General features: G+C 74.5%; 19 protein-coding genes. 9 read left to right on the top strand and 10 right to left on the bottom strand.

The genetic code is table 11. The features are described 5' to 3' along the window. Nucleotides 1–29 precede the first annotated feature (29 nt). Both ACZ3YL_RS05690 and ACZ3YL_RS05695 read right to left on the bottom strand, forming a co-directional pair. On the bottom strand, nt 30–1,382 hold the full coding sequence (locus ACZ3YL_RS05690; protein WP_465655653.1) for an MFS transporter: 1,353 nt from the start codon (nt 1,380–1,382) through the stop codon (nt 30–32). Between the two features lie 115 nt (nt 1,383–1,497). Beyond that, nucleotides 1,498–2,028, bottom strand: a complete 531-nt coding sequence (locus ACZ3YL_RS05695; protein ID WP_188305287.1) for a hypothetical protein — start codon at nt 2,026–2,028, stop codon at nt 1,498–1,500. A gap of 180 nt (nt 2,029–2,208) precedes the next feature. On the opposite strand from ACZ3YL_RS05695, the gene ACZ3YL_RS05700 reads away from it, so the two are divergent. After that, nucleotides 2,209–4,575 (top strand): ATP-binding protein, encoded by a 2,367-nt coding sequence (locus ACZ3YL_RS05700; protein ID WP_465655656.1) that lies wholly within the window; start codon nt 2,209–2,211, stop codon nt 4,573–4,575. A 13-nt stretch (nt 4,576–4,588) separates the two neighbouring features. Here the strand turns inward: ACZ3YL_RS05700 and ACZ3YL_RS05705 are convergent, their stop codons facing one another. Then, nucleotides 4,589–5,443 (bottom strand): alpha/beta fold hydrolase, encoded by an 855-nt coding sequence (locus tag ACZ3YL_RS05705; protein ID WP_188305285.1) that lies wholly within the window; start codon nt 5,441–5,443, stop codon nt 4,589–4,591. 76 nt (nt 5,444–5,519) lie between these two features. Here ACZ3YL_RS05705 and ACZ3YL_RS05710 point away from each other — a divergent pair, with 76 nt between their 5' ends. Beyond that, nucleotides 5,520–6,485, top strand: coding sequence for an ArsR/SmtB family transcription factor (locus ACZ3YL_RS05710; protein WP_465655658.1), 966 nt, complete (start codon nt 5,520–5,522; stop codon nt 6,483–6,485). 42 nt (nt 6,486–6,527) lie between these two features. On the opposite strand, the gene ACZ3YL_RS05715 is transcribed toward ACZ3YL_RS05710, so the two are convergent. Beyond that, nucleotides 6,528–7,310 (bottom strand): YcnI family copper-binding membrane protein, encoded by a 783-nt coding sequence (locus ACZ3YL_RS05715; RefSeq protein WP_188305284.1) that lies wholly within the window; start codon nt 7,308–7,310, stop codon nt 6,528–6,530. Between the two features lie 144 nt (nt 7,311–7,454). Further along, nucleotides 7,455–8,207 (bottom strand): hypothetical protein, encoded by a 753-nt coding sequence (locus tag ACZ3YL_RS05720; RefSeq protein WP_465655661.1) that lies wholly within the window; start codon nt 8,205–8,207, stop codon nt 7,455–7,457. A 248-nt stretch (nt 8,208–8,455) separates the two neighbouring features. Here ACZ3YL_RS05720 and ACZ3YL_RS05725 point away from each other — a divergent pair, with 248 nt between their 5' ends. Both ACZ3YL_RS05725 and ACZ3YL_RS05730 read left to right on the top strand, forming a co-directional pair. Further along, nucleotides 8,456–10,333 (top strand): MGDG synthase family glycosyltransferase, encoded by a 1,878-nt coding sequence (locus ACZ3YL_RS05725; RefSeq protein WP_465655663.1) that lies wholly within the window; start codon nt 8,456–8,458, stop codon nt 10,331–10,333. Between the two features lie 8 nt (nt 10,334–10,341). Next, nucleotides 10,342–11,175 carry a polysaccharide deacetylase family protein gene (locus ACZ3YL_RS05730; protein ID WP_465655665.1) on the top strand — a complete coding sequence of 278 codons (834 nt, stop codon included), beginning with the start codon at nt 10,342–10,344 and terminating at the stop codon, nt 11,173–11,175. On the opposite strand, the gene ACZ3YL_RS05735 is transcribed toward ACZ3YL_RS05730, so the two are convergent. Further along, entirely contained in the window at nt 11,060–11,896 is an 837-nt protein-coding gene (locus tag ACZ3YL_RS05735; RefSeq protein WP_188307344.1) for a helix-turn-helix domain-containing protein, read from the bottom strand. The genes ACZ3YL_RS05730 and ACZ3YL_RS05735 overlap by 116 nt on opposite strands. A gap of 129 nt (nt 11,897–12,025) precedes the next feature. On the opposite strand from ACZ3YL_RS05735, the gene ACZ3YL_RS05740 reads away from it, so the two are divergent. Continuing rightward, nucleotides 12,026–13,090 (top strand): aldo/keto reductase, encoded by a 1,065-nt coding sequence (locus tag ACZ3YL_RS05740; RefSeq protein ID WP_188307343.1) that lies wholly within the window; start codon nt 12,026–12,028, stop codon nt 13,088–13,090. Nucleotides 13,091–13,286: 196 nt separating this feature from the next. Next, complete coding sequence (locus ACZ3YL_RS05745) at nt 13,287–14,801, top strand: tyrosinase family protein (protein WP_223242886.1); 1,515 nt, start codon at nt 13,287–13,289, stop codon at nt 14,799–14,801. A gap of 314 nt (nt 14,802–15,115) precedes the next feature. Here the strand turns inward: ACZ3YL_RS05745 and ACZ3YL_RS05750 are convergent, their stop codons facing one another. The 3 genes from ACZ3YL_RS05750 to ACZ3YL_RS05760 all read right to left on the bottom strand — a co-directional run bounded on the left by ACZ3YL_RS05750 (nt 15,116) and on the right by ACZ3YL_RS05760 (nt 18,276). Beyond that, on the bottom strand, nt 15,116–16,096 hold the full coding sequence (locus ACZ3YL_RS05750; protein WP_465655667.1) for an AraC family transcriptional regulator: 981 nt from the start codon (nt 16,094–16,096) through the stop codon (nt 15,116–15,118). Between the two features lie 547 nt (nt 16,097–16,643). Continuing rightward, the gene (locus ACZ3YL_RS05755) at nt 16,644–17,489 is read right to left on the bottom strand and encodes a YhjD/YihY/BrkB family envelope integrity protein (protein WP_465655669.1); all 846 of its coding nucleotides are present in this window, start codon (nt 17,487–17,489) and stop codon (nt 16,644–16,646) included. Nucleotides 17,490–17,706: 217 nt separating this feature from the next. Next, entirely contained in the window at nt 17,707–18,276 is a 570-nt protein-coding gene (locus ACZ3YL_RS05760) for a TetR/AcrR family transcriptional regulator (protein ID WP_465655671.1), read from the bottom strand. A gap of 71 nt (nt 18,277–18,347) precedes the next feature. Here ACZ3YL_RS05760 and ACZ3YL_RS05765 point away from each other — a divergent pair, with 71 nt between their 5' ends. From ACZ3YL_RS05765 to ACZ3YL_RS05775, 3 genes are all read left to right on the top strand, one after another. After that, entirely contained in the window at nt 18,348–18,833 is a 486-nt protein-coding gene (locus tag ACZ3YL_RS05765; RefSeq protein ID WP_465655672.1) for an FBP domain-containing protein, read from the top strand. A 308-nt stretch (nt 18,834–19,141) separates the two neighbouring features. Next, nucleotides 19,142–19,960, top strand: a complete 819-nt coding sequence (locus tag ACZ3YL_RS05770) for a PP2C family protein-serine/threonine phosphatase (protein WP_188307336.1) — start codon at nt 19,142–19,144, stop codon at nt 19,958–19,960. Between the two features lie 76 nt (nt 19,961–20,036). Beyond that, nucleotides 20,037–21,038: an MASE1 domain-containing protein gene (locus ACZ3YL_RS05775; protein ID WP_465655733.1), complete on the top strand. Its 1,002-nt coding sequence runs from the start codon at nt 20,037–20,039 to the stop codon at nt 21,036–21,038. 102 nt (nt 21,039–21,140) lie between these two features. On the opposite strand, the gene ACZ3YL_RS05780 is transcribed toward ACZ3YL_RS05775, so the two are convergent. Next, nucleotides 21,141–22,514: a hypothetical protein gene (locus ACZ3YL_RS05780; protein ID WP_465655674.1), complete on the bottom strand. Its 1,374-nt coding sequence runs from the start codon at nt 22,512–22,514 to the stop codon at nt 21,141–21,143. Nucleotides 22,515–23,011 lie beyond the last annotated feature (497 nt).

A 23,011-nucleotide genomic window follows, 5' to 3' on the forward strand; every position in this document is an offset into this window, starting at 1 on the left:
ACCACTCAACCACAGGACGTGAACGTCCGTCAGGCGGTTCCCGGCGTCGGCTGAACCTCGCCTTCCGCCTCCCGCAGGGCCGCGGTGAACGAGGGCACCCGCATCGCCGTCAGCAGGCCCAGCACCGGCCCCGCCGTGCAGACCGTGACGTAGAACGGGATCAGCCCCAGGGCGTCGCGGTCGGCCAGCCACTGGGCCAGCAGCGGGAAGGTGCCGCCGAACGCGGCGATGGTGGCCGCGTTGACCACGCCGAGGCCCACCGCCCGCACCTCGGTCGGGAACAGCAGGCCGGTGAACACGTTGAGGGTGCCGAGCACCGTCGCCACCATCATCCCCAGCAGCAGGGCCACCAGTTGGAACGGCAGCCAGCCCCCGCGCAGCCCGGCCAGCAGGATCCCCACCAGCGGGACGGGCAGCCCGAAGCCGATCCGGGCCACCGGCAGCAGGCCGAAGCGGTCGGCGGCCGCGCCGGTGAGCAGCATGGTGACCAGCACGACGGCCAGCACGATCGTCATGAAGGAGGCCGCCCGCTCCTTGTCGATGACGTGGTAGGCGGCGGCGTACTGCGGCAGGTAGGTCAGCGCGAAGTAGTAACCGACCGTGCCGCCGAGGGTGTTGAGGAAGACGGTGAGCACCGCCCAGCGGTGCTCGCGCAGCGTGCGCAGGTAGGACGGGCGCTCGCCCGGCCGCACCCGGGCCCGGGCGCGGTGGAACTCGGCGCTCTCCGGCGCCGCCCGGCGCACCCACACCGCGCCCAGCCCGAGCAGCGCGGCGACCACGAAGCCCCAGCGCCAGCCGCCGTTCTCCAGGCCGGACTTGCCGAGGGTGTGGATCAGTGTGGTGAGCACCCCGAAGGACAGCAGCGAGCCCAGGATGATCCCGCCGTAGGAGACCGAGCTGAACGCGAAGCGGTGCCGGGGCGGGGCGGTCTCGGTCACGTACGCGGCAACGCTCGGCGCCTCTCCGCCGAAGGCCAGCCCCTGCACCACCCGCACCACCACGGCCAGCACCGCCGCCCAGACGCCGATGGTCCGCTGCCCCGGCAGCGCGGCCAGGCCCAGGCTGGCGACGGCGATGACGGCCATGCCGAGGCTGAGCGCGAAGCGCCGCCCCCGGGTGTCGCTGAGCCGGCCTATCAGATAGGAGCCGATCGGCCGGGCCCCGAAGCCGACCGCGAAGGTGGCGTACGCGGCGAGCACCCCGCTGACCCCGCTCTTGCCGTGCCCGAAGAGGTCGGCGGCGAAGTAGGGCGCGAGCACGGCGTAGATGTTCCAGTCGAAGGACTCGACCACCGATCCCACCGTCGCCGCCGCCAACTCCCGCCGCCGGCCCCCGTCCTGCACCCCGTCGCGAGCCGGGGCGGTATCGATGCGATCTGTCATGGCGTCAGCATGACACCGTTCGACCAGCGGAGGAATCGGGTTCGGCGCACGGCTCGGAGGGTCCCGCCCGAGCCGCGGCACCCCCGTGACCGCGGCTCGCCGCCGGACCCGCCGGTCAGTTGTGCACGTCCACGCACGTACCGGTGTACCCCCCGCCGTTGGCGTTGCCGAAGGCGCACCACCGGCCGCCGGCCACGTAGGAGTTCGGCGCGTAGGTCACGTTGTACCAGTTGCCGCCGACCGCGTAGAACGTCGACTCCGCCACCACGACCCCGGCCGGGCTCTTGACCTGGATGTCGGCCGAGGTGCTCGAACCGTAGTGGGTGCTGTTGGTCATCTCGTTCACGAAGAAGCCGCTTCCGTCGACGCTGAAGCAGACCTGCGGGTCGATGCCTTGGCACCCCCCGCCCGAGGCGGGCTGCGGCGGCTCGCTCGACCGGTCGACGGTGAGCACCCCGTCCGCCGTCCGGACCTCCTCGACCAGGACGGCTCCGGCACGGGCCGGCCCGCCCGACGACGGGGTGGCCGCCGAGGCCCCGACGGCACCGGCGCTGCCGAGCGTCGCGACGGCGACCACCCCCGCCACCGCCCCGACCAGGCCCCTGGTCGGACGCGTCGGACGCGGAACGGGCCTGGGCGCGTTCATGGGTTCCTCCTCGGTGTGATCACGTCGGGCGTTCATCCTCCCGGCCGCGCGGCGGCGCCGACCACGACGTTGACCCGACGTTGACCTGACACTTGGGCCGTGGGGGGCTACTCTCGTTCGCGATCCGGGTCGGACGGGCAGGGCGACGGCACGGGTTCGCACGGGATCCAGGGGGCATGGGTGGGGGCTGCTGTTTTCGCCGCGCTGTTGCGGGAGGGACGCCTGTCGGCGGGGTGGAGCCAGGACGAACTCGCGGACCGCTCCGGGGTGTCGGCCCGGTCGATCAGCGCCCTGGAGGCGGGCGGGCGCCGGCCCCGGATGTCCTCGGTGGTCCGGCTCGCCGAGGCGCTCGGCCTCGACCCGGGCACCCGCGCCCGCTGGCTGACGGCCGTCCGGGACGCCGGCCCGGGAACAACGGACCCCGGAACACCGGACGCCCCGGTGGACGCGCCCGTGCAGGCCCCGCCCGTCCCGCGCCCCGCCCCCGGCACCGCGAGCCCCCAGCAACTGCCGATGGCCATCCGGCACTTCACCGGCCGCACCCGGGAACTGCGGCTGCTCGACGAGTTGCTGGCCGACGTCGCCCCCGGCGGCGGCACCGACGCCGTGCCCGGCTGCGGCGCCGTGGTGATCTCGGCGATCGCCGGCACCGCCGGCGTGGGCAAGACCACCCTGGCCGTGCACTTCGCCCACCGGGTCGCCGACCGCTTCCCCGACGGCCAGCTGTTCGCCAACCTGCGCGGCTTCGACCCGGCCCGGGCGCCGGTCGACGCCGCCGACGTGGCCCGCAGCTTCCTGGACGCGCTCGGCGTCCCGGCGCCGCGCGTCCCCGCCGACCCGGACGGCCAACTGGCGCTGCTGCGCAGCCGGCTGGCCGGCACCCGGACCCTGATCGTCCTCGACAACGTCCGCGAGGCGGAGCAGGTCCGCCCGCTGCTGCCCGGCTCCGACACCTGCCTGGTCGTGGTCACCAGCCGCAACCGACTGCCCGGACTGGTCGCCCTGGACGGCGCCGTCCCGCTGCCCCTGGACGTGCTCTCCCCCGCCGAGGCGCGTGAACTCCTCGCCCGCCGCCTGGGCACCGCCGTCGTCGCGGGGCAGCAGGAGGCGGCCGACGAGCTGATCGAGCTGTGCGCCCGGCTGCCGCTGGCACTGAACATCGCCGCCGCCCGGGCCGCCGACCACCCCGGCACCCCGCTCGACGTCTGGGCCCGCGAACTGCGCGACTCCCGGGTGCGCCTGGACCTCCTCTCGGCCGGCGACAGCCACGCCGACGTCCGGGTGGTGCTCTCCTGGTCGTACCGGGCGCTGTCCCCGCGCGCCGCCCGGCTGTTCCGGCTGCTCGGCCTGCACCCCGGCCCGCACATCAGCGCGGCGGCGGCCGCGAGCCTCGCGGGCCTGCCGCTGCCCGAGACCCGCGCCCTGCTGGAGGACCTGCACCGGGCCCACCTGATCACCGCGCCGGAGCGGGACCGGTACACCTTCCACGACCTGCTGCGCGCCTACGCCGCCGAACAGGCCGCCGCCCTCGACTCCCCGCCGGACCAGGCCGACACGACCCTGCGGATGCTCGACCACTACCTCCACACCGCGCACCGGGCGGCCTGCCTCGCCTACGCGGACGACGCCGCCTGGCAGCCGCTCGGCCTCGCGCCGCCCGCCGCCGGGGTGGCGCCCGAGGACCTCGCCGACCGGCGGCAGGCGCTCACCTGGTACCGGGAGGAGCAGCCGGTGCTGGAGCGGATCGTCGACACCGCGCACCGGGCCCGGTGCGACGTCCACGCCTGGCAGCTGGTCGGCGCCCAGGTGCCGTACCTGCTCAAGTCGGGCCTGTGGCAGCAGTGGCAGCGGGCCAGTGAGACCGCGTTGGCCGCCGCCGAACGCACCGGGGACCTCGGCCGGCAGGCCCACGCCCACCGCTGGCTCGGCCAGGTGCACCGCTCCCAGGACCGCCAGCCCGAGGCCCAGCGCGAACTGCGCCTGGCCCTCGACCTGTTCGACACCCTCGGCGACCGGCCGCGCCAGGGCCGGACCCGGCTGGACCTCGCCATCGCCCACGGGGAGGAACAGGCCAACGCCGAGGCCGTCGCCGAGTCCCGCCGGGCCCTGGAGCTGTTCCGGGCCATCGACGACCCCTCCGGGCAGGCCCTCGCCCTCAACAGCATCGGCTGGTACCTCGCCCAGCAGGGCGAGCTGCGGCAGGCGCTCCCCTACTGCCGGCAGGCCCTGGAACTGGCCCGCGCCACCGGCAACCTGCCCGGCCAGTCGTCCATCTGGGACAGCATCGGCTTCGTCCACCACCACCTCGGCGAGTACCACGAGGCGCTCCCGGCCTACCGGGAGTCGCTGCGCCTGCGGCAGCGGATCGGCGACTACTTCCTCCAGGCCGAGATCCACACCCACCTCGGCGACACCCACCTCGCCCTCGGCGACACCGGGGCCGCCCGGGCCGCCTGGACCAGCGGCCTCGCCATCCTGGAGGACCTCCAGCACCGGGACGCCGACGCCGTCCGGGCCCGGCTGAACAGCTGCCCCGGCCCGGGCTGACGACTGCCCGCCGTCAGCCGGCCGCGGCGAGGAAGCCTTCGACGGCGGCGCTGAACGCCCCCGGGTCGTCCAGCCACGGGTAGTGGCCGGCGCCCGGCTGGACGGTGAGCACCGCCCCGGGGAAGAGCGGGGCGGCGTCGGCGGCGGCCCGGGCGGTGGGCCACAGGTCCAGTTCGCCGACCAGCAGCAGGGTCGGGCAGGGCAGCGCGGCCAGGCGGCGCCGGAGGTCCCCGGCGTCGGGCGCGTAGTCCCGGTAGTAGTGCTCGCTGACGGTCAGCGCGCGCTGGGCGGCGTCGGCGGCGGCGTGGGCGCGGGCGGTCTCGTCCCAGCGGCCGTACATCAGCGGCTCGAAGGCGAACCGGTACGGCGCGGCCTCGGCGAAGCTGTTCGCGGTCACCATCCGCCGGTGCGCCGCCACCGCCTCGGCGTGCCAGGGCTCGCCGGCCCGGGCCGCGATCACCTCCCGCACTCCGGTGTCGGAGGGCAGGCCGACGCCGGCGAACGACGGGTCGACCAGGGTCAGGCTGGTCAGCCGGTCGGGGTGGGCGGCGGCGTGGAGCATGGCCAGGCTGCCGCCGGCGGAGTGGCCGAGCAGGTCGACGCGGTCGAGGCCGAGGTGGCGGCGCAGCGCCTCGACGTCGGCCACCAGGCGGTCCACCCGGTAGCTGGCCGGGTCGACGGGCGTCGCGGAGGCGCCGGTGCCCCGGATGTCGGGCAGGATCAGGGTGCGGTGGGCGGACAGGCCGCCGAGGTCGCCGAGGTACTCGGCGGCGCGGCCGGGGCCGCCGGGGAGGCAGAGCAGCGGCGGGCCGTCGCCCACGGTGCGGAAGGCCAGCTCGGTGCCGTCGTACGAGGTGAAGAACTCCATGGCGGACAGCCTGCGGGGTGGTGGCCGGGCTCGGCTATCGTTCAGCCACGGCTAAACGATCGGGGGCGGGACGAGCGTGGCGGTGGAGATCCGGCTGTCGGCGGCCGAGGTGGCCCGGGTGCGGCTCGCGGTGTCACCACTGGCGGAGACGGTGCTCGGGGTACGGGCGGCGCTCGGGGTCGGCGGGCACCAGGTGCACCGGCCGTGGGTGCGCGAGGCGGAACCGGTGCTGGCGGCGGAGCCGGACCTTCCCCTGCTGCGGGCGCTGCTCGAGGGCTGCCTGCCGGCCTTCCTGTTCCCGGTGCCGGACCGGCGCCTGCCGGCGTACGACGCCGAGTCGGCCGGCCTGCGGGCGACGGACCCGGGGTACGTCGCGGCCGAGTGCGCGGCCGCCCTGGGCTCCCGGGCCGGGGAACTCCCGGCGCCCGCGGAACTGCTGGAGCGGACCGCCGACGCGCTGACCCGCTGCCACGAACGGCTGGTCGCCCCGCACTGGGGGCGGATGCGGGCGGTACTGGAGAAGGACCTCGGTCAGCGGGCGATGGCCCTGGTGGACGGCGGAGTGGAGGCCGTCTTCGCCCAACTGCACGCCGATGTGACCTGGCGGGAGGGCCAGTTGGTGGTGCACGGGCGCCGCCGTACGGGCACCGCGTGGACGGTCGAGGCGGGCGGGCACGGGCTGGTGCTGATGCCCTCGGTCTTCGGCTGGCCGGACGTCATCGTCGACTACTCCCCGCGCACCGCCGCCTCCATCCGCTACCCGGCCGCCGGCGTGGGCCTGCTCTGGGAACAGCCCCGGCCGACCTCGGCCGGCCTCGCCGCCGTCCTCGGCCGCACCCGGGCCGCGCTGCTCGCCGAACTCGCCGAGCCGCTGAGCACCCCCGAGCTCGCCACCCGCCTCGGCGTCACCCCCAGCGCCGTCTCCCAGCACCTCGGCGCGCTGCGCGGGGCCGGCCTGGTGAGCACCCACCGCAGCGGCCGTACGGCGGTACACCTGCGCACGCGCACGGGTACGGCGCTCACCACCGGACCGCCGGGCTGACCGGGGGCCGGTACGGGTTCCCTGCCGTACCGGCCCCGGGGGCTACGCGGAGGTGCCCGTACGGTTGCGGCGGCCGAGCAGGAAGCCCGCCACCGCGCCGAGGACGCCGACCACGATGCCGGCGATGCCCAGGCCCCGGGCGGTCGAGTCGCCGCTGCTCGCGGTCGCGGTGGCGGTCCCGGTGGCCGTCGGCGTGGCCTGCGCGCTGCTCCTCGGTGCCGGGTCCGGCTTGGTGCCGGGGGCGGCACTCGCGGAGGCGGTACTGTCCCCGTCATCGGCGGTCGCGGCCGTGAGGTGCAGCACCGGGGCGGGGTTCTTGGGCTCGGGCTGGCCGGCCTGGGGCTCCTCGATCCAGCGCACCACAGTGCCGTCGCTGTAGGTCTGGAGGGCCTTGAAGACGACCGTGTCGGTGCCCTCGGGCAGCGCGCCGAGGTCGACGGGGAAGTCCTGGTAGTGGCCGGGGGCGATCTGGCCGCCGGTCCAGACGATCTGCGAGACCACGTCGGTGACGTCCCCGTCGTCGGTGTGGATCGGGGTGGCGAGCTTGGTCGTCGTGATCTTGTCGGTCCAGCCGGGCACCGGCGCGACCATCGCCGAGGGGACGGGGTGGTCGGCGGGGAAGTCGATCTCCACCGTGACCGTGCTCTTGGTGTCGTCCTCGTCCGGCACCCGGAACGCGAAGGTCTGGTCGGTGGCGTTCCTGGGCACGCTGGACGGATCGATGACGACGTGCGCGGAGGCGGTCGTGGCGGCGGCCAGCACGGTGGCGGCGGCCACGGCGGCGACGGCGGCCAGGTGGGTCACACGGGTCGGGGCGGTCTTCATGGCGTGGGTGATCTCCGAAGCTGGGCACGCGGGTTCACGCTCACGGGCGGCGGACGCGCCGGTGGACCGGCGCCGCCGTGCGGGCGGGTCGCGTGCGGTTGTGATCAGGGACGGCGGAACGGCCCCGCGACCGGGAGGCCCCGGTCACACGGCCGCGTACCGGGGCGGACCGCGCCTGATCACCACGTGCCGCAGCACCGCCCGCCGCGGCCGACCCGGTCGGCCGGTCCACCAGGCCCGGTACCCGGCAGCCGCGCCCGGCCGGCCGCCGAGCCCGGCCCGCAGCGAGGCGAACAGGGCCAGCACCCAGCGGAGTTGAGCCGCGCAGGCCCGGCCGGTGGCCGCGGCGCTCTCGCCCGCGAGCCGGACCAGCGCCCACACCGCCGCCTCGCCGCGCCGCAACCACCATCCGGCGGCGACGGTCGCGGCCAGGTGCGCCAGGACCATCGCGGGGCTGAGCCCGGCGTACGAGGCGTGGCACCAGAAGCCGACGTGGGCGGCCGCGACGGCGCCGTGCTGAACCGACCCGGCCGCCGTGCTGTGCGCGGGCGGACCGGCCATTCCCGGCATGCCGGCCATGTCACCGCCCATCGACGGCCGGCGCGACGACCCGGCCGCGCCGAACAGGAGGTGCAGGCCCGCCTGTCCGCCCGCCAGGGCGCCGGTGATCGCCCGGGCCGAGCGCTCCCGGCGCGCGCCGAGCACCGCGCCCGCCCCGGCCAGCGCCCACCCGAGCAGCAGCGCGCCCGGCGGGATCCGGTCTCCGGAGGCGAGTTCGTGCCCGGCGGCGGCCAGCACGACGCAGACCGTCGCGAAGGGCAGGGCCCGCAGCACGCGAAGGTCGAGGGCGGCGGCGCGTAGCGGTATCGGTACGCGCCCGGCATCGAGGTCGGACATGGCGACGCCATCATGGCAGTCGCCGCGGCGGAAAGGCCGCGGGTGGTTCTGAACTTAAGCGGATCTTCAGCAAGGCCCTGCCATTCTGACCGTCCCGTCCGGGGGAAGCCCGGGCGCCGCCGAGGATCGGACCGCGCGCCGTGACCGAGCTCATCGATCTCGCGCCACCGGGCGTGGCACCGCCACGGCCGACCCGACACGGCTTCCCACCCACTCCTGCCCCGTCATCGCCAGAGGATCGGCCGACCGTGTCGCAGCTCCCGCACCTCCACGAGGCATCGGCGCACCACGCCGACCCGTCCAGTCCGCCCGGCCCCGCCACCGGGCGCGTCGTCATCGTCTCCGCGAGCGTGGGCGCCGGGCATGACGGGGCCGCGGCCCAACTCGCGCTGCGTCTGGGCGCCTTGGGCTTCGAGGTCGACCGCCATGACTTCCTGGACCTGGTCCCCGCCGGGCTCGGCCGGCTGGTCTCCAGCAGCTACCGGCTGCTGCTGACCCTCGCCCCCACCGCCTACCAGCGGATCTACTCCAGCACCGAGAACGCCGGGCGCCCGGGCCCGTTGATCCGGCTGGTCCAGCGCAGCACCCACCGCCGGCTGCTGCGCAGCCTTCCGGCGGACACCCGCGCGGTGGTGGCCACCTACCCGATCGCCGGGCAGGTGCTCGGCCACCTGCGGCGCCGGGGGCGCCTGACGGTGCCCGCCGCGGTCTACCTGACCGACTTCTCCGTCCACCCGCTGTGGGTGGCGCCCGGCGCCGACCTGCACCTGGCGGCCCATCCCGTTCCGGCCGAGCAGGCCCGCGAGCACGGCGCCGAGCGGGTGGAGGTCGCCGGGCCGGTGGTCGACCCGCGGTTCACCCCGGCCACCGCCGCCCAGCGGGCGGCCGCCCGCGAGCGCTTCGGCCTGCCGCCGGACACGCCGCTGGCGCTGCTGGTGGCCGGCTCCTGGGGAGTCGGCGAGGTGGCGAAGGTGGCCGCCGAGGTCCGCGACACCGGGGCGGTCGTACCGGTGGTGGCGTGCGGGAAGAACCGGGCCCTCGTGGAGCAGTTGCGGGCGGAGGGCATCGAGCACGTCTTCGGCTGGGTCGACGACGTCCCCGGTCTGATGCACGCCTGCGACGTGCTGGTGCAGAACGCCGGGGGCCTGACCTCCCTGGAGGCCTTCGCCTGCGGCCTGCCGGCCGTCAGCTACCGCTGCATACCGGGCCACGGCCGGACCAACGCCGCCGCCCTCGACCAGGCGGGCCTCGCCCCCTGGATCCAGGACCCGGCCGACCTCGGGCCGGTTCTGGCCGCGATGGTCGACGGCCCCACCGGGCGGCGGTACCGGGCGGCGGGGCTGGCCCTGCACCGCGACGCCGCCGGCCCGGCAAACGCCGTCGCGGCCGTCGCCGAGGAGGCCGCGGCAGCAACAGCCGCCGCGGCAGCAGCTGCTGACGCCACACCCGCGACGCCCGTACCCGGACAGCCGGCCCCCGCCCCGCGCCGCCCCGTCCGCCGGCTGGGCGTCGCTCTCGCCGCGCTCGCCGCGACCGTCTGGCTGGCCACCGGCGGCACCCAACTGGCCGTCGCCTACGGCGGGTTGGACACCCTCGACGCCGAGCACACCGGCCGGACCTACCTCGTGGTGCACCCGCCCGGCGGCGAAGCCCTCCCCCCGGCCACCCTCAAGGCACTGTCGGCCGCGGGCGCCGCCGTCGCCGTCGACACCGCCCAGGCCGCCGCCGACCCCGCCGAGGTCCGCCGCCTCGCCGGGGCCGGACTCACCCTGGTCAATGCCGGCTACGGCCCGCCGTACGAGACCGGGATCGTCACCGGCCGCAGCTCCCTCGACGCCGGGGCCACCGCGCTGCGCTCGGCCACCGGCGCGGCCAGCGACTTCTTCCTCTCCAGCCGCCACCTGGACGCCCTGGACCTCGGCCTGGCCGCCTTCCACCACGAGCACCTGGTCGTCCCCGACGCCCGGATCGCCTGCGGCAGCCCCACCACCCCCGAGCTGAAGCCCGGCCAGATCGTCCTGCTCGAATGCGGCAAGGCCCAGCCGGCGGACCTCGCCGACACCCTGAAGCGCCTGCTCACCTCCCACCGGCCGCCGCGCCTCGGCGCGCTCATCACCCTTTCCTGAGGCCCGCCATGAAGCCCCGCACCCTGCTGCGCCTCGGCGCCACCGCCGCTGCCGCCGTCACCGCCGCCCACGCGGCCCCCGTGCTCTCCACCTACGGGCCGCTGCGCAACCGCCTGCTGCCCCGCCTCGCCGGGACGGGCCGCCCCGACCACATCGCCCTCACCTTCGACGACGGCCCGGACCCGTACTCCACGCCCTCCTTCCTGACGCTCCTGCAGAAGTACGACGTACGGGCCACCTTCTTCCTGCTCGGCTCGATGGCCGAGCGGACGCCCGCCCTGGTGCGGGAGATCGCCGACGCCGGCCACGAGATCGCCGTCCACGGCTGGGCGCACCGCCCGCTGCTGCTGCGCGGCCCCCTGGCCACCCACCAGGACCTGCGCCGCGCCCGCGACACCATCGCGGAGCTGAGCGGCCGCGCACCGCAGTGGTTCCGGCCCCCGTACGGCGTCATGAGCACCGCCGCCCACCTGTCCGCCCGCCGCCTCGGCCTCACCCCCGTGCTGTGGACGAGCTGGGGCGAGGACTGGACCAGCCGCGCCACCCCCGACACCGTCCACCGCACCGTCACCGCCGACCTGTACGGCGGTGGCACGGTGCTGCTGCACGACTCCGACTGCACCTCCGCCCCCGCCGCCTGGCGGTCCGCCCTCGGCGCCCTGCCCCAGCTCCTCGACCACTGCGCCGCCCAGGGCTGGCAGGTCGGCCCGCTGCGCGAGCACGGCGTCACCGCGCGCACAGCCGGTCCAGTGCCGTCCGGCTCGCCTCGTCCGCGGGGCGGTAGACCAGCACCCGCTGGTCCGGGTCCTGAAGCGGCACCAGCACCTCGAACCGCACGGTGATCTCCCCGGCCTCGGGGTGCCGCAGCACCTTGCTGCCGCGGCCGTTGACCCGGACGTCCCGCTCCGCCCACAGGCGTGCGAACTCCTCATCACCAGAAGCGAGTTCGGCGATCAGGCCGGTCAGCGCCCGGTCCTCCGGGTGCGCCGCCCAGGCGGCCCGCAGATGGGCGACGCCGTCCCGCACGGTGTGCTCGCGGTCGGCGTAGAACCCGAGCATCGCCGGGTGCGCCAGGCACAGCCACATCGCGTTGCGCCGCGCGGGCGGCAGGGTGTCGAAGTCCGGTAGCAGTGCGGCCATTTCACCGTTCCAGGCCAGGATGTCGAAGCGGTGGTTCAGCACCATCGCGGGCTGCGGCGACAGGTCGGCGACCAGCCTGGCCAGCTCCGGCGGTGCGGTGGCGGCGGGCTGGTCGGCGGTGCGCGGGCGACGCTGACGGGACAGGTCGAACAGGTAGCCGCGCTCGTCCGGGCTCAGCCGCAGCGCCCGGGCGAGCGCGTCCACCACCTCCGCCGAGGGGCGCGGGCCCCGGCCCTGTTCCAGCCGCACGAGGTAGTCGGCGCTGATTCCGGCCAGTTCGGCGACCTCCTCCCGGCGCAGGCCAGGGGTGCGCCGGAACTGCCGCCGCGAGGGCAGTTCGAGGTCTCGCGGGTCGAGGCGTTCGCGTCGGCTCCGCAGGAAGGCGGCCAGCTCCTGGGTCGCGTCCACGGTAGAGGTCATCATGCCCGGTCCAACAGCGAGGCTGGGACGGGCGTTCCCAGGAACGGCCGTCCCTTACCCCCGACCCGCCGGGGTCGCAGGCTGGTTCCCGACGCCGGACGACCGGCGGCCGACGAACCACAGGAGGACCTGATGTCGCTCACCCTCGACACCTACCGGCTGCTGGGCCGCTCCGGACTGCGGGTCTCACCCCTGGCCCTGGGCGCGGCCACCTTCGGCACCGAATGGGGCTGGGGCGCCGAACGGGACGAGGCACGCAAGCTGTTCGACCACTACGTCGAGCGCGGCGGCAACTTCATCGACACCGCCGACACCTACACCGACGGCAGCTCCGAGCGCCTGCTCGGCGAGTTCGCCCACGGCGACCGCGAGCGGCTGGTGCTGGCCACCAAGTACTCGACGCTGCGCCGCCCCGGCGACCCGAACTCCGGGGGCGCCCACCGCAAGGCCCTCACCGCGTCGGTGGAGGCCAGCCTGCGCCGGCTGCGCACCGACTACCTCGACCTGCTCTACCTGCACGTGTGGGACTCCACCACCCCGGTCGAGGAGGTCCTGCGCGGCATGGACGACCTGGTCCGGCTCGGCAAGGTGCTGTACGTGGCGATCTCCAGCGCCCCGGCCTGGCAGGTGTCCCGGATGCAGACGATCGCCGACCTGCGCGGCTGGTCACCGCTGGTCGCGCTGCAGATCGAGTACAACCTGGTCGAACGCACCGGGGAGCGTGACCTGATTCCGATGGCCCGGGAGATGGGCCTGGGCGTGGTCCCCTTCTCCCCGCTGGCCGGCGGGGTGCTCACCGGCAAGTACCGCCGCGAGGAACCGGGGGCGCCGGAGACCGGCTCCGGCGACAGCGCCCGACGGGCCGCCAACCAAGCCCTGGGCGCCGTCACCGACCGCAACCTGGCCATCGCCGAGGCCGTACGGGAGGTCGCGCAGGACGTGGGCCGCACCCCCGCCCAGGTCGCCCTGGCCTGGACCCTGCAGAACCCGGCCGTGACGGCGCCGATCATCGGCGCCCGCACCCCCGCGCAGCTGCTGGAGAACCTCGGCGCCCTGGACGTCGACCTCGCCGACTCCCACCTGGCCCGCCTCGCCGAGGCCAGCGCCTTCCCGCTCGGCTACCCGCACGACCTGCTAGCCGGTGACCACATCCGCAAGGTCACCAGGGGCGACCTGAGGTTCGACACCCACCGGTAGGGTGCGCCGCCGCCCACGGCACCCGAATGGCCTCACCCGCGTCTGACCGTCCGCAGGAATTCGGCTCCCGCACGACGATTCTCCGGGCACGGGCCCGTGTCGATCGTATGGAGGCCTTTGCCGCACCGCATACTCGCAACCGCAAATGCTCCCTATACGACCGAACTCCCCCTGCCCCGAGCCCAGCGGAGGACCCATGAGCACACCCCCGGCCAGCCCGAACGGTGATCCGATCGTCGCGGCGCCGACGTACCTCGCGGACATCAGCACCTACTTCCGCCCCGACGACATCGCGCACATGGCCGCCAAGGGCATCGAGCTCGGCACGTACGACGGGGTCAAGCAGAACGCGTTCTCGATCCTCGCCCACACCTCGCCGCCGAACGCGGACATGCCGCCGGACGCGGCGGGGAAGTGGAGCGCCAACCGCTGGCAGACGTTCAAGAACTGGATCCTCGCCGGGTACCCGATCGGTACGGCGCCGACCCCGGTCGTTCCGCCACCGGCCGGGGCGGCGGCCACCCGGCTGCGCAAGGACGTCACGACCCTCACCGACGCCGAATTCGCCCTCCTGACAACGGCGTTCAACGGCGTCATGGCCCGCGACACCACAGCACCGGACGGCTACTTCACCCTGGCCGGGCAGCACGGTCTCCCGAAGGCCTGGTGCCTGCACCACGAGGACCGCTTCAACCCGTGGCACCGCGTGTACCTGCGGGAGTTCGAGGACGCGCTGCGCTCCGTCCCGGGCTGCCAGGACGTGACGCTCCCCTACTGGGACATCTCGACCCCGCTGCCGGACCGGTTGCAGCACCCGCCGTTCGACCAGTACGTCCTGCCGGCCGACCCCGGCGCCACCGTGCATCCGCCCGTGACCAAGTTCTTCCCGTACACGACCAAGCGCTACTCGGCGGCCGAGATCACCCAGAACATCCAGGACTACTCGGTCCTGGAGGAGATCGCGACCTCGATGGTCCAGTCACTCTGGGGCGCGTACAACACCAACGGTTACCAGGACTTCTCGATCCAGGCCCACGACAACGGCCACGGATCGACCGGGGAGACGATGGGCATCCAGGAGGTGTCCGCCTTCGACCCCGTCTTCTGGTTCTTCCACTGCAACATCGACCGGCTCTGGCTGAGCTGGCAGACCCGCGCCGCCGCCACCACCCTCGACGGATTCCGCACCAGACTGGCCGGGCAGGACGACACCTGGCTCAAAGCGCCCCTCCCGCCGTTCACTTCGACCCCCGACCAGACCATCGCCACCGACATCTCGTACGACCGGCTTGACCTCCCCAGCGCCATGGAGGGCGGTATGGCCGGCGCCATGGAGAACCTGACCGGAAGCATCGACGCCGCCCGCACCTTCTCCTTCCGGAGCAGCGACCCGGTCTCGGTACGGGTGAAGGGGATCAACCGGCTGAACATTCCGGGGTCCTTCATCGTGACCCTGCTCGCCGACGGCGAGCCGATCGCCAAGCGGTTCTTCTTCCAGCCGAACGACCCCCAGCGCTGTGAGACGTGCAGGCAACACGGCATCATCAACCTCGACTTCCGGATGCCGCAGGACCGGCTCGTCGACCGGACACTCTCCGTGCGGATCGACGTCCCCGGCCACTCCGGGGAGATCGGCACGGCCTTCCCGCTCTCGCAGGCGGGCAACCCCACCGTCAACGCGCGGCTGCTGGTGGGGGAAGCCCAGCCGTAGCGTCTCGCGGCCGGACCCGAGCCGCGCCGCCGGTCACCCGAGGGGGATCCGGCGGCGCGGCTCTTCTGCGGACAGACGAAGCGGGCCGGCTGGAAGCTGGTGAGGCCGAGCTGCCGGACGCCGTTGGTCTGGCCGGTCCTCCCGCCGGTCAGGCCACCGTCCGGACGGACGGTACACGGTCGGGACGGGGCACCCCGGCTCAATTCAGCTGCCCCGTCCCGGTGCCCGGCCGCTCGCACCGCGCCCGGCGTCGCGCGGGCGGGGCGGCCTCCCCCGTGATACCCGCCCAGTGTGCGGCAGCCCGGCGGGCGCGGCTATCCGGTTCGCTCGCTTCCGAACGCGTTTTCCGGACAGCCTCCGGTCAGGACCTCGGAGGGCAGCCGCCCGTAGGCCTTCCGGTACTCCTGGGAGAAGCGGCCCAGGTGGGCGAAGCCCCAGCGCAGTGCGACCTGGGTGACCGTCGCGGCGGATCCACCGCGGGCGGCGGCGAGCAGGTCATGGTGGGCGTGGTCCAGCCGGACGCGGCGCAGATGGGCGAGCGGTGTGGTGCCCAGGTGGATGCGGAAGCCCCGGCGCAGGCTGGGCAGGCTCACCCTTGCGGCCTGGGCGATGTCCGCGACCGAGATCGGCTCGTGGGCGTGCTCGGCGCAGAAGGTGACGGCCCGGCGCACCGCGGCCGGTGCGGCGAGCACGGCGGGAGCGCGCCCCAGATTGTGCGGTTGGATGTCCAACAGGCCGTGCAGCAGCAGCTGTTCGTGGTGCTGCCGGGCGAGCGGCGAGCGGGCGAACAACTCCCCGCCGGCGGCCCGCGCGTAGGCGCGGGCGAGGTCCAGCCAGTCGGCCATGGCGGCGGACTTCCGCTCCAGGGCCGGGTCGAAGCGGACGGCCTCTTCGCCGGGCTCGCCCCGGCGGACGGCCACGGCCCGGTCCACGGCCTGGCGGGCGATCAGCAGGACGGTGTTCACGCAGTCCCGGCCCCAGTCCATGGCGAGGTGCTGGCCCGGCCCGGCGATGCTGAACGGCGTGGACAGCGGACGGCCGTCCACGGTCACCAGGCCGGAACCGGCCAGTGGGATCTGGAGGCTGTAGAAGTCGGTCAGCTCACCGGGGACGACGTCGACGTCCGCGCCGTAGCCCAGTTCGTAGACCGATACGTCACCCTGCCAGTGCCGGACGAATCGGCCGCCGCCGGCCGCCGGGACTTCGCGCACCCGCAGCTTGTGCGGCGCGAACTCGGCGGCCACGGTGTCATGGAGGTCCCGCACCTCGCCGCCGCTGAACAGCACCGTCGCCATGCCCGTCCCCACTCCCGGCCCGCTGCGGGGCGCAGCGGTGTGTTGGAGCCCAGTATCGGCGTCATGGCGTGAGGAGTGGGAAGTCGGTGTGGCCGACTTCCCACTCCGGGGTGGCGGTGGCGCTCGAAGTGGACTGTGGGGCGGGGTGGTTGTGGTGACGGGTGGTGACGGAGCAGTAGGCTGATCTGCGATCCGGACGAGGTCCAGATCATGAACGCGCGCTACAACATCCTCAGGGCGCAGGCCCTTGGCCCCGAAGAGTCCCTGGCCTTGACCGAGAAGATCCTGGGAGAACGATGCCGATTCCGGGCCGGGCCGGGCCGGTCGTTCGGCCGTCGCGCGCGCGATCGGGGCCGGGATCCTGCCGGTCGCCGCGCTGCTCTTCGTCCTCTGGGGTCACCCCACGGCGCTGCCGGTGTTCTGGTTCGCCGTCGTGGTCCTGATCGCCTTCGGGATCCGTGAGTTCCTCGCCCCGGACCCGGGCTCGCCGGGCTGCGCCGAGAGGCGCCGCTGGGCCCGGGCGACCCGCGGTCCGCCGCGGGGTAGCTCAGCGCTCGGGCTTCCGGGAGCGACGGTGGGCCGCCAACTGCTCCCGGGCGGTCTGCCACCTCAGACGCGCGTGCGCGATCACCTCGTCCCATTCCCGGCGGACCTCGTCGTCGGCGGGGCGTTCCCCCCGCTTGATGCGGTCCAGCTCGTCCCGCACCTCCCGCCCGACCGCCGCCGAGCCGACCAGGACGAACATCACGCCGAAGAGGGCGGAGACCAGCGCGAAGACCGCGCCCATCGCGCCGTACTGGTTGGCGGACGAGCTGAACAGCCGGGGCAGGTAGACGGTGGCGCCCACCGAGTACGCGGCCTCCCCGACCGCCCCGACCAGACCGAACGGCAACAGCTCCCACCAGCTGACCCTTCCCGCGGAGAGGACCCGGCCGCTCCACATCAGGAAGACCGCGGTCACGGGAGTCTGGACGGCTACCGCTCCCAGGGACAGCCGCCCCTGCCCGAGGACGGCGGACAGCCAGGCCGTCACGGTGAGGTAGACCAGCAGCCCGGCGCTCCACCGCAGGCCGTTGAGCGTGTTGCGGACGCTCAACGGCGGCAGCTCCCAGGTCTGTTCGAACAGTCGTTGGACGGCGCGCGAGAAGCTCAGCAGCGACACCGCCAGGAACAGCAGCCCGAACACGCCCACCCCGGTGTCCACCCCGGCACTCGGCGAGAAGACGTACAGCACGGCCTCCGCGCCGCCTCCGGTGAGGCCGTACCGGTCGATGATCCGGTGGGCGGTGTCCTTGGAGCCGAGGTGGGCCAGGACGACGCCGGAGACGATCACCAGCGGGATCACGGCCGAGAACGCGCTGGAGGCCAGGGCCATCGAACGGTCGAAGCCCACGAGCCGCTGGAACCGGTTGACCAGGCGCAGCGCGAAGGCCGGCCGCAGCCAGAAGGTCAGGGCGCGCAGCAGACTCTCTCGGGTGACCAGCGCCTTGCCGCCCTCTCCGTCGTCCGGCCCGGCTGATTCGCGACTTAGCGCTAACCGCTGCCACCGCGCGGGAAACCCGCTTCACCCGTGCGGTGCAGCGACGTGCCGGCTCCCGGCCCGGCTGCCGTCAGGCCTTCGGCCAGTTGCGCAGCAGGGCGTCGAGGGCGTCCAGGATCCGCGACCAGGTCTGTTCGGTGGTGCGCGGGGTGTGCTGGAAGCTCCCCGCGCGCTCCAGGGCCACATAGCCGTGGAAGGTGCTGCCGAGCAGGCGGACGGCGTCGGTCTCGTCGGGTTCGGCGAGGTCGTAGCCGCGCAGGATCGCGCGGGTCATCTGCGAGTGCCGGACGGCCGCGCTGTTGAGCGCGGTCTCGTAGTCGAGTTCGAGCTGTGCGGCGGCGTAGCGGCCCGGGTGTTCGCGGGCGTAGTCGCGGTAGGCGTTGGCGAAGGCCGCCAGGGCGTCCTTGCCGGCGCGTCCGGCCAGGGCGGCGGCGACCCGGTCGGCGAGTTCCTCGAGGGCGAGCAGGGCGATCCTGGTCTTGAGGTCCTGCGAGTTCCTGACGTGCGAGTAGAGGCTCGCGTCCTTGACGCCGAAGTGCCGCGCCAGCGCCGAGACCGTGACCTTGTCGAAGCCGACCTCGTCGGCCAGGTCCGCTCCCGCCCTGGTGAGTCGTTCCGCGTTCAGTCCTACGCGTGCCATGCCCTGCCCTTCGATCGACTGAGGCCATTATACGTTTGCCTAATCCTCCTAGGTAATTTACGTTGCTCCCTATGAAGCCGATGACCGAACAAGAGATCCGCGCCGCCTTCGTCAACTGCAGCAAGGGCGAGGCCAAGCGCCTGCACGTGCCCCGCGACCTGGCCCAACAGCCCTGGGACGACCTGGACTTCCTCGGCTGGCGCGACCCGCAGGCCCCCGACCGCGGCTACCTCGCCGCCGAGGTCGACGGCCGCACGGTGGCGATCGCGCTGCGCTCCTCCGGCGCCGCCTCCTGGCAGGCCCGACGCAGCATCTGCTCACTCTGCGTGACCACCCACACCGGGGGCATCTCGCTGCTGGTCGCACCGCTCGCCGGGAAGGCCGGCAAGCAGGGCAACTCCGTCGGCGCGTACATGTGCACCGACCTCGCCTGCTCCCTCTACGTGCGCGGCAAGCGGGAGGTCGGCACCCGGCTCCACGAGTCGCTCACCGTCGAGGAGAAGATCGAGCGGATAGCGGCCAACCTGACCGCCTTCGTCGCCAAGGTCACCGCCTGAACGGGGACGCGCGACGGGGAGCCGCGGAGCCGCGAGAGCCCGCACTCGACGCGATCGACGGGCCGCTGCGCCGTTCGCCCGCCGGTCGCGGCGGCCGGCGGGCCACCTGTGACTCGGTGCCGGACACGCTCCGGAGGGCGAATCCGGCAGCCCCGCCCGAGCGCCTTGCCGATCACCTTCCGGCCATGAGGTCATCACCGTCGGTTCGGTTACCGCGGGTGACCGCGGCGTCGCTCGGGCGGCCGTCCCCCGTTCGGCCGACATACGCTGACCCTGACCACCCCGTCCCCCACGCCGCCGGAGGGTCGATGAGCCGACGCCGCCCCACCGATCGCCCGAGCGCGGACGACCTGCTGACCGAGCTCGGCCGGCTCACCGCGTCCGCGCTGGAGCAGGCCGAGCTCCAGCGGGCCCGGGTGGAGCTGGCCGAGGCGTTGCAGCGCGAGCTGCTGCCGGCCGCGCTCCCGCAGCCGCCCGGGCTCCGGGCAGCCGCCCGGTACGCGCCGGCCCGGCACGGGCTGAGCATCGGCGGTGACTGGTACGACGGCTTCCGGCTGCCGGACGACTCGGTGGCCTTCTCGCTCGGCGACGTCCAGGGCCATGACGTGGAGGCGGCGGCGATCATGGGCCAGGTGCGGGTCGGCCTGCGCGCCGTGGCAAGGACGGCCACGGACCCCGGCGAGGTCCTCGGCCGCGCCAATGACCTGCTGATCTCCATGGACAGTCGCCGCTTCGCCACCTGCAGCTTCCTGCGCTACGACCCGGCCACCGGGGACCTCTCGCACGCTCGGGCCGGGCACGTCCCGCCGGTCTGGGCGAACGCCGACGGCCGCTGGGGGCACTGCCCCGACGATGACGGCGGCCCGCCGCTGGGCGTGCTGCCCGGCCAGACGTACCCGGTGAGCCACCACCGCTTCTCCGGGACGGAGGTCATCGCGCTGGTCACGGACGGGGTGGTCGAGGGCCCGGAGTTCCCGATCGAAGCCGGACTGGCCCGGGTGGCGGCCGTGCTGCGGGAGCGGGTCGCGGACGACCCGGACGCCCTGGCCGCCGAACTGCTGGAAGTCGCCGACCTGACCGGCCACACCGACGACGCGGCGGTGCTGGTGCTGCGCCACGACGACTGAGCTACGACCCGGTCGACCGGGAGCCCGCGCGTGTCACGCCCGCACCGAGGTGCCCGAACGTAGTCAGATGACTACCATGCCGCCGACGACCGAGCCCCGTTCCCGCGACCCCCGCCAGCTGGCCGTGGCCGCCGCGCGCCTGCTCGCGGTCACCGCGGTCTACCTCGCGGCCGGCCGGATCGGCCTGCTGCAACAGGTGGTGGTCGGCGGGGCCAAGGTCACCCCGCTCTGGCCGCCGACCGGGATCGCGCTCACCTGTCTGCTCCTGTTCGGGCTCCGCGTCTGGCCCGGGGTGGCCCTGGGGGCCTTCCTGGTGATCCTCGTCACCGGGCCGCCGCGCTGGGGGTCGATCGGCATCGTCACCGGGAACACCCTGGCCCCGGTCGCCGCGTACCTGATGCTGCGCCGGGCCCGGTTCCGGATCGAGCTGGACCGGCTCCGGGACGGCATGGCCCTGGTCTTCCTGGGAGCGTTCACCGGGATGCTGATCAGCTCCGGCACCGGCACCGCCGTCCTGGTCCTGAACGGGACCCTGCCGGTCGACGGGTTCTGGTCCACCTGGTCGGCCTGGTGGACCGGCGACGCGATGGGCGTCCTCGTGGTCACCCCGCTGCTGCTGGCGCTGCGCACGGCTCGGCTGCCCGCCGGTCTCCGCGCGTTCGACTGGGTCGAGCCGGTCCTGCTGCTGGCCGGCACCGCCGCCGTGACCGTGATCGCCACCTCCACCACGCTGGGTCTGCTCTTCCTGGTCTTCCCGTTCCTGATCTGGGCGGCGCTGCGCTTCCAGTTGCCCGGCGCCGCGCCCTGCGTGCTCCTGGTCTCGGTGCTCACCATCACGGCGGCCACCCACCACTCCGGTCCGTTCGCCGGGCACGGGCTGGTCGCCGACATGGTGATCCTCCAGGCACTCAACGGCTGCGCGGCGCTCACCGGACTGCTGCTGTCCGCGATCGTCGCCGAGCAGCGCAACACCTACCGGCGGATCGAGCAGGCCTGCGTCGAACTCGCCGAGGTCGTGCACCGACTGGCCCCCGGCAAGATCGACACCAACCGGTGGCTGCCGCCGGACGGCGAGTGACGGGGGCGCTCACACGCCCGAACTCGGCACCGCCGTGCCCGCTTTCGGTGAACCGCCAGATCCCGCACGGAACGTACTCAGCGTCGCCGGGGCGGGCCGCGTTCAGCGCCGGAACAGACCGCGTCGCTTCGCCTTCACCGGCGGCGGAGGCGGCGGGTCGAGAAGGGCCACGACAGCCTCGATGAAGGGACGGGCCTCGGCGGTCATGCCCGTCCGGTGCAGCCGGTGACGGCTCGCCGTCTCCCACTCGCCCAGCACCGCCCCGCGCTCGCCCGTGATCGGGTCGACCGCGTACTCCAGGGCGAAGGCCCGTTGCCCGGAGCCGTCGCCCGGCCAGGCCAGCACGACCGCGAAGGCCTCCGTCGCCGCCCGCGGCACCGGGAGCGCGACCAGGAGCATCCGGTGCCGGCCCGCCTGGACGAATCCGCCCTGGAGGCCGTCCGGTGCCAGCCGCTGGTCCGCGGGCAGCGTCGCGCCGTGCTCCTCCCAGAGCCGCAGCAGCTCGGCGCCGATCCGCTCCCCCGGCACCGACCCCAGGTGGGTGAGCGAGGGCAGCAGGCGGTGCGCGAAGCCGTAGTGGTGCGGGCGCCGTCCGGACACCTCCCCTTCCCCGCCGGCCAGCCGGGTGACGGCGGCGATGACCTCGTCCGCGTTCACCAGCTCCAGCTGTCCACCCCCCGCCACCGCGGTGAGCGGGGTCAGCTCGCCGCCCCGCCACCAGTAGGTGTGCGGGGACAGCGGCGCACCGGACGCGTCGAACTCCCGGGCCGCCGTCTCGATCAGGACCTGCAGCACCTCCGGCACCCGCAGGTCGAACGGCGCGAACAGCAGGGAGAACGGCGTGGGGAACGCCACCACCGCGCCGTCCGGCGGCAGTTCCCGCCCCGTCAGCTCGCGGTGGATGGCGTCCAGGACGAGCACCCGGCTCCCGGTCAGCGCCGAACTCCCGGTGACGACATGGAGGTTGCCGCCCTGCCCGGTCGGCCGGACCTCGTGCCGCTCGACGGGCAGCCGGGCCAGCCGCGCCCGCGCGCCCCGGCGCAGGTACGACGCGTCGGCGAGTTCGGCGACGGCCTCGGAGGTCAGCACCTGCCAGCCGACGGGCGACTCCAGTGCGAGGAACTCCAGCATCCCGGGCGCGACTTCGAGCGCGTGCGGGTACTGCGCGGGGTCGGCCAGGGTCGCGGCGTCCAGGAGCAGCGGGTAGAGCCGGGCGACCGTCTCCTCCGGCGAACCGGCCCTGCCCGCCCCCGGGCCCTGGACGGCGGCGACCAGTTCGAGGACATGGGCGCGGACCAGCTCCGGCAACGGTGCGTCCGACCGCCGTTCCACCAGTTCGAGCAGCCCGCCGAGCCCGTAGTCGCGCCCCTGGGCGTCCCGGGCGACGTCCCCGTGCAGGGTCACCTCGCTCCCCGCCTCCGCGAACACCGCCCGCACCAGCGCGGCCAGTTCCGGCTCCAGCTCCCGACGTCCCATCGTCCCCTCCCGGCTCACGGTTCCCCTCCGTCCGTACCAAGACGCCCCCGGCCTGCGCCCGGTTGCCCCGCGCGGCGCTCCCGGTCCTCACCGTCGCCGCGACCGGCGGGTCCGGCCGGCGCCTGGGTTCGTACACATGACGGTCCGAAGGGGCCATCCTCGCCCGCGCACCGCGTCGTGTCCATGCGCCCGAGGTGCCGATGATGCGCGCGACGTGCCCGGATCATGACGGCCTCGTGACGGACCGGGGCAGGGTGGTGACCGCGCCGGACGGTGGCGTCGACCGCCGTCGTCCTCACCGCCGCCACCTCGCTCAGCCCGGCCGGCACCACCTCCGGCTCACTGATCGTTTCGGGTGTGAGGTTCGCGGACGGCGGAGCCGGACGAGGCCGCAGGCCGGCTCGGCCTCGGGGCTTTCGAGCCCCGCGACCGGCAGTACGAGCCGCCCGCCGCCACCGGCCGCGCGCCGCCCCGCGCTCAGGAACGCGGGACCCTTC

Source organism: Kitasatospora sp. NPDC023176, assembly GCF_055560495.1.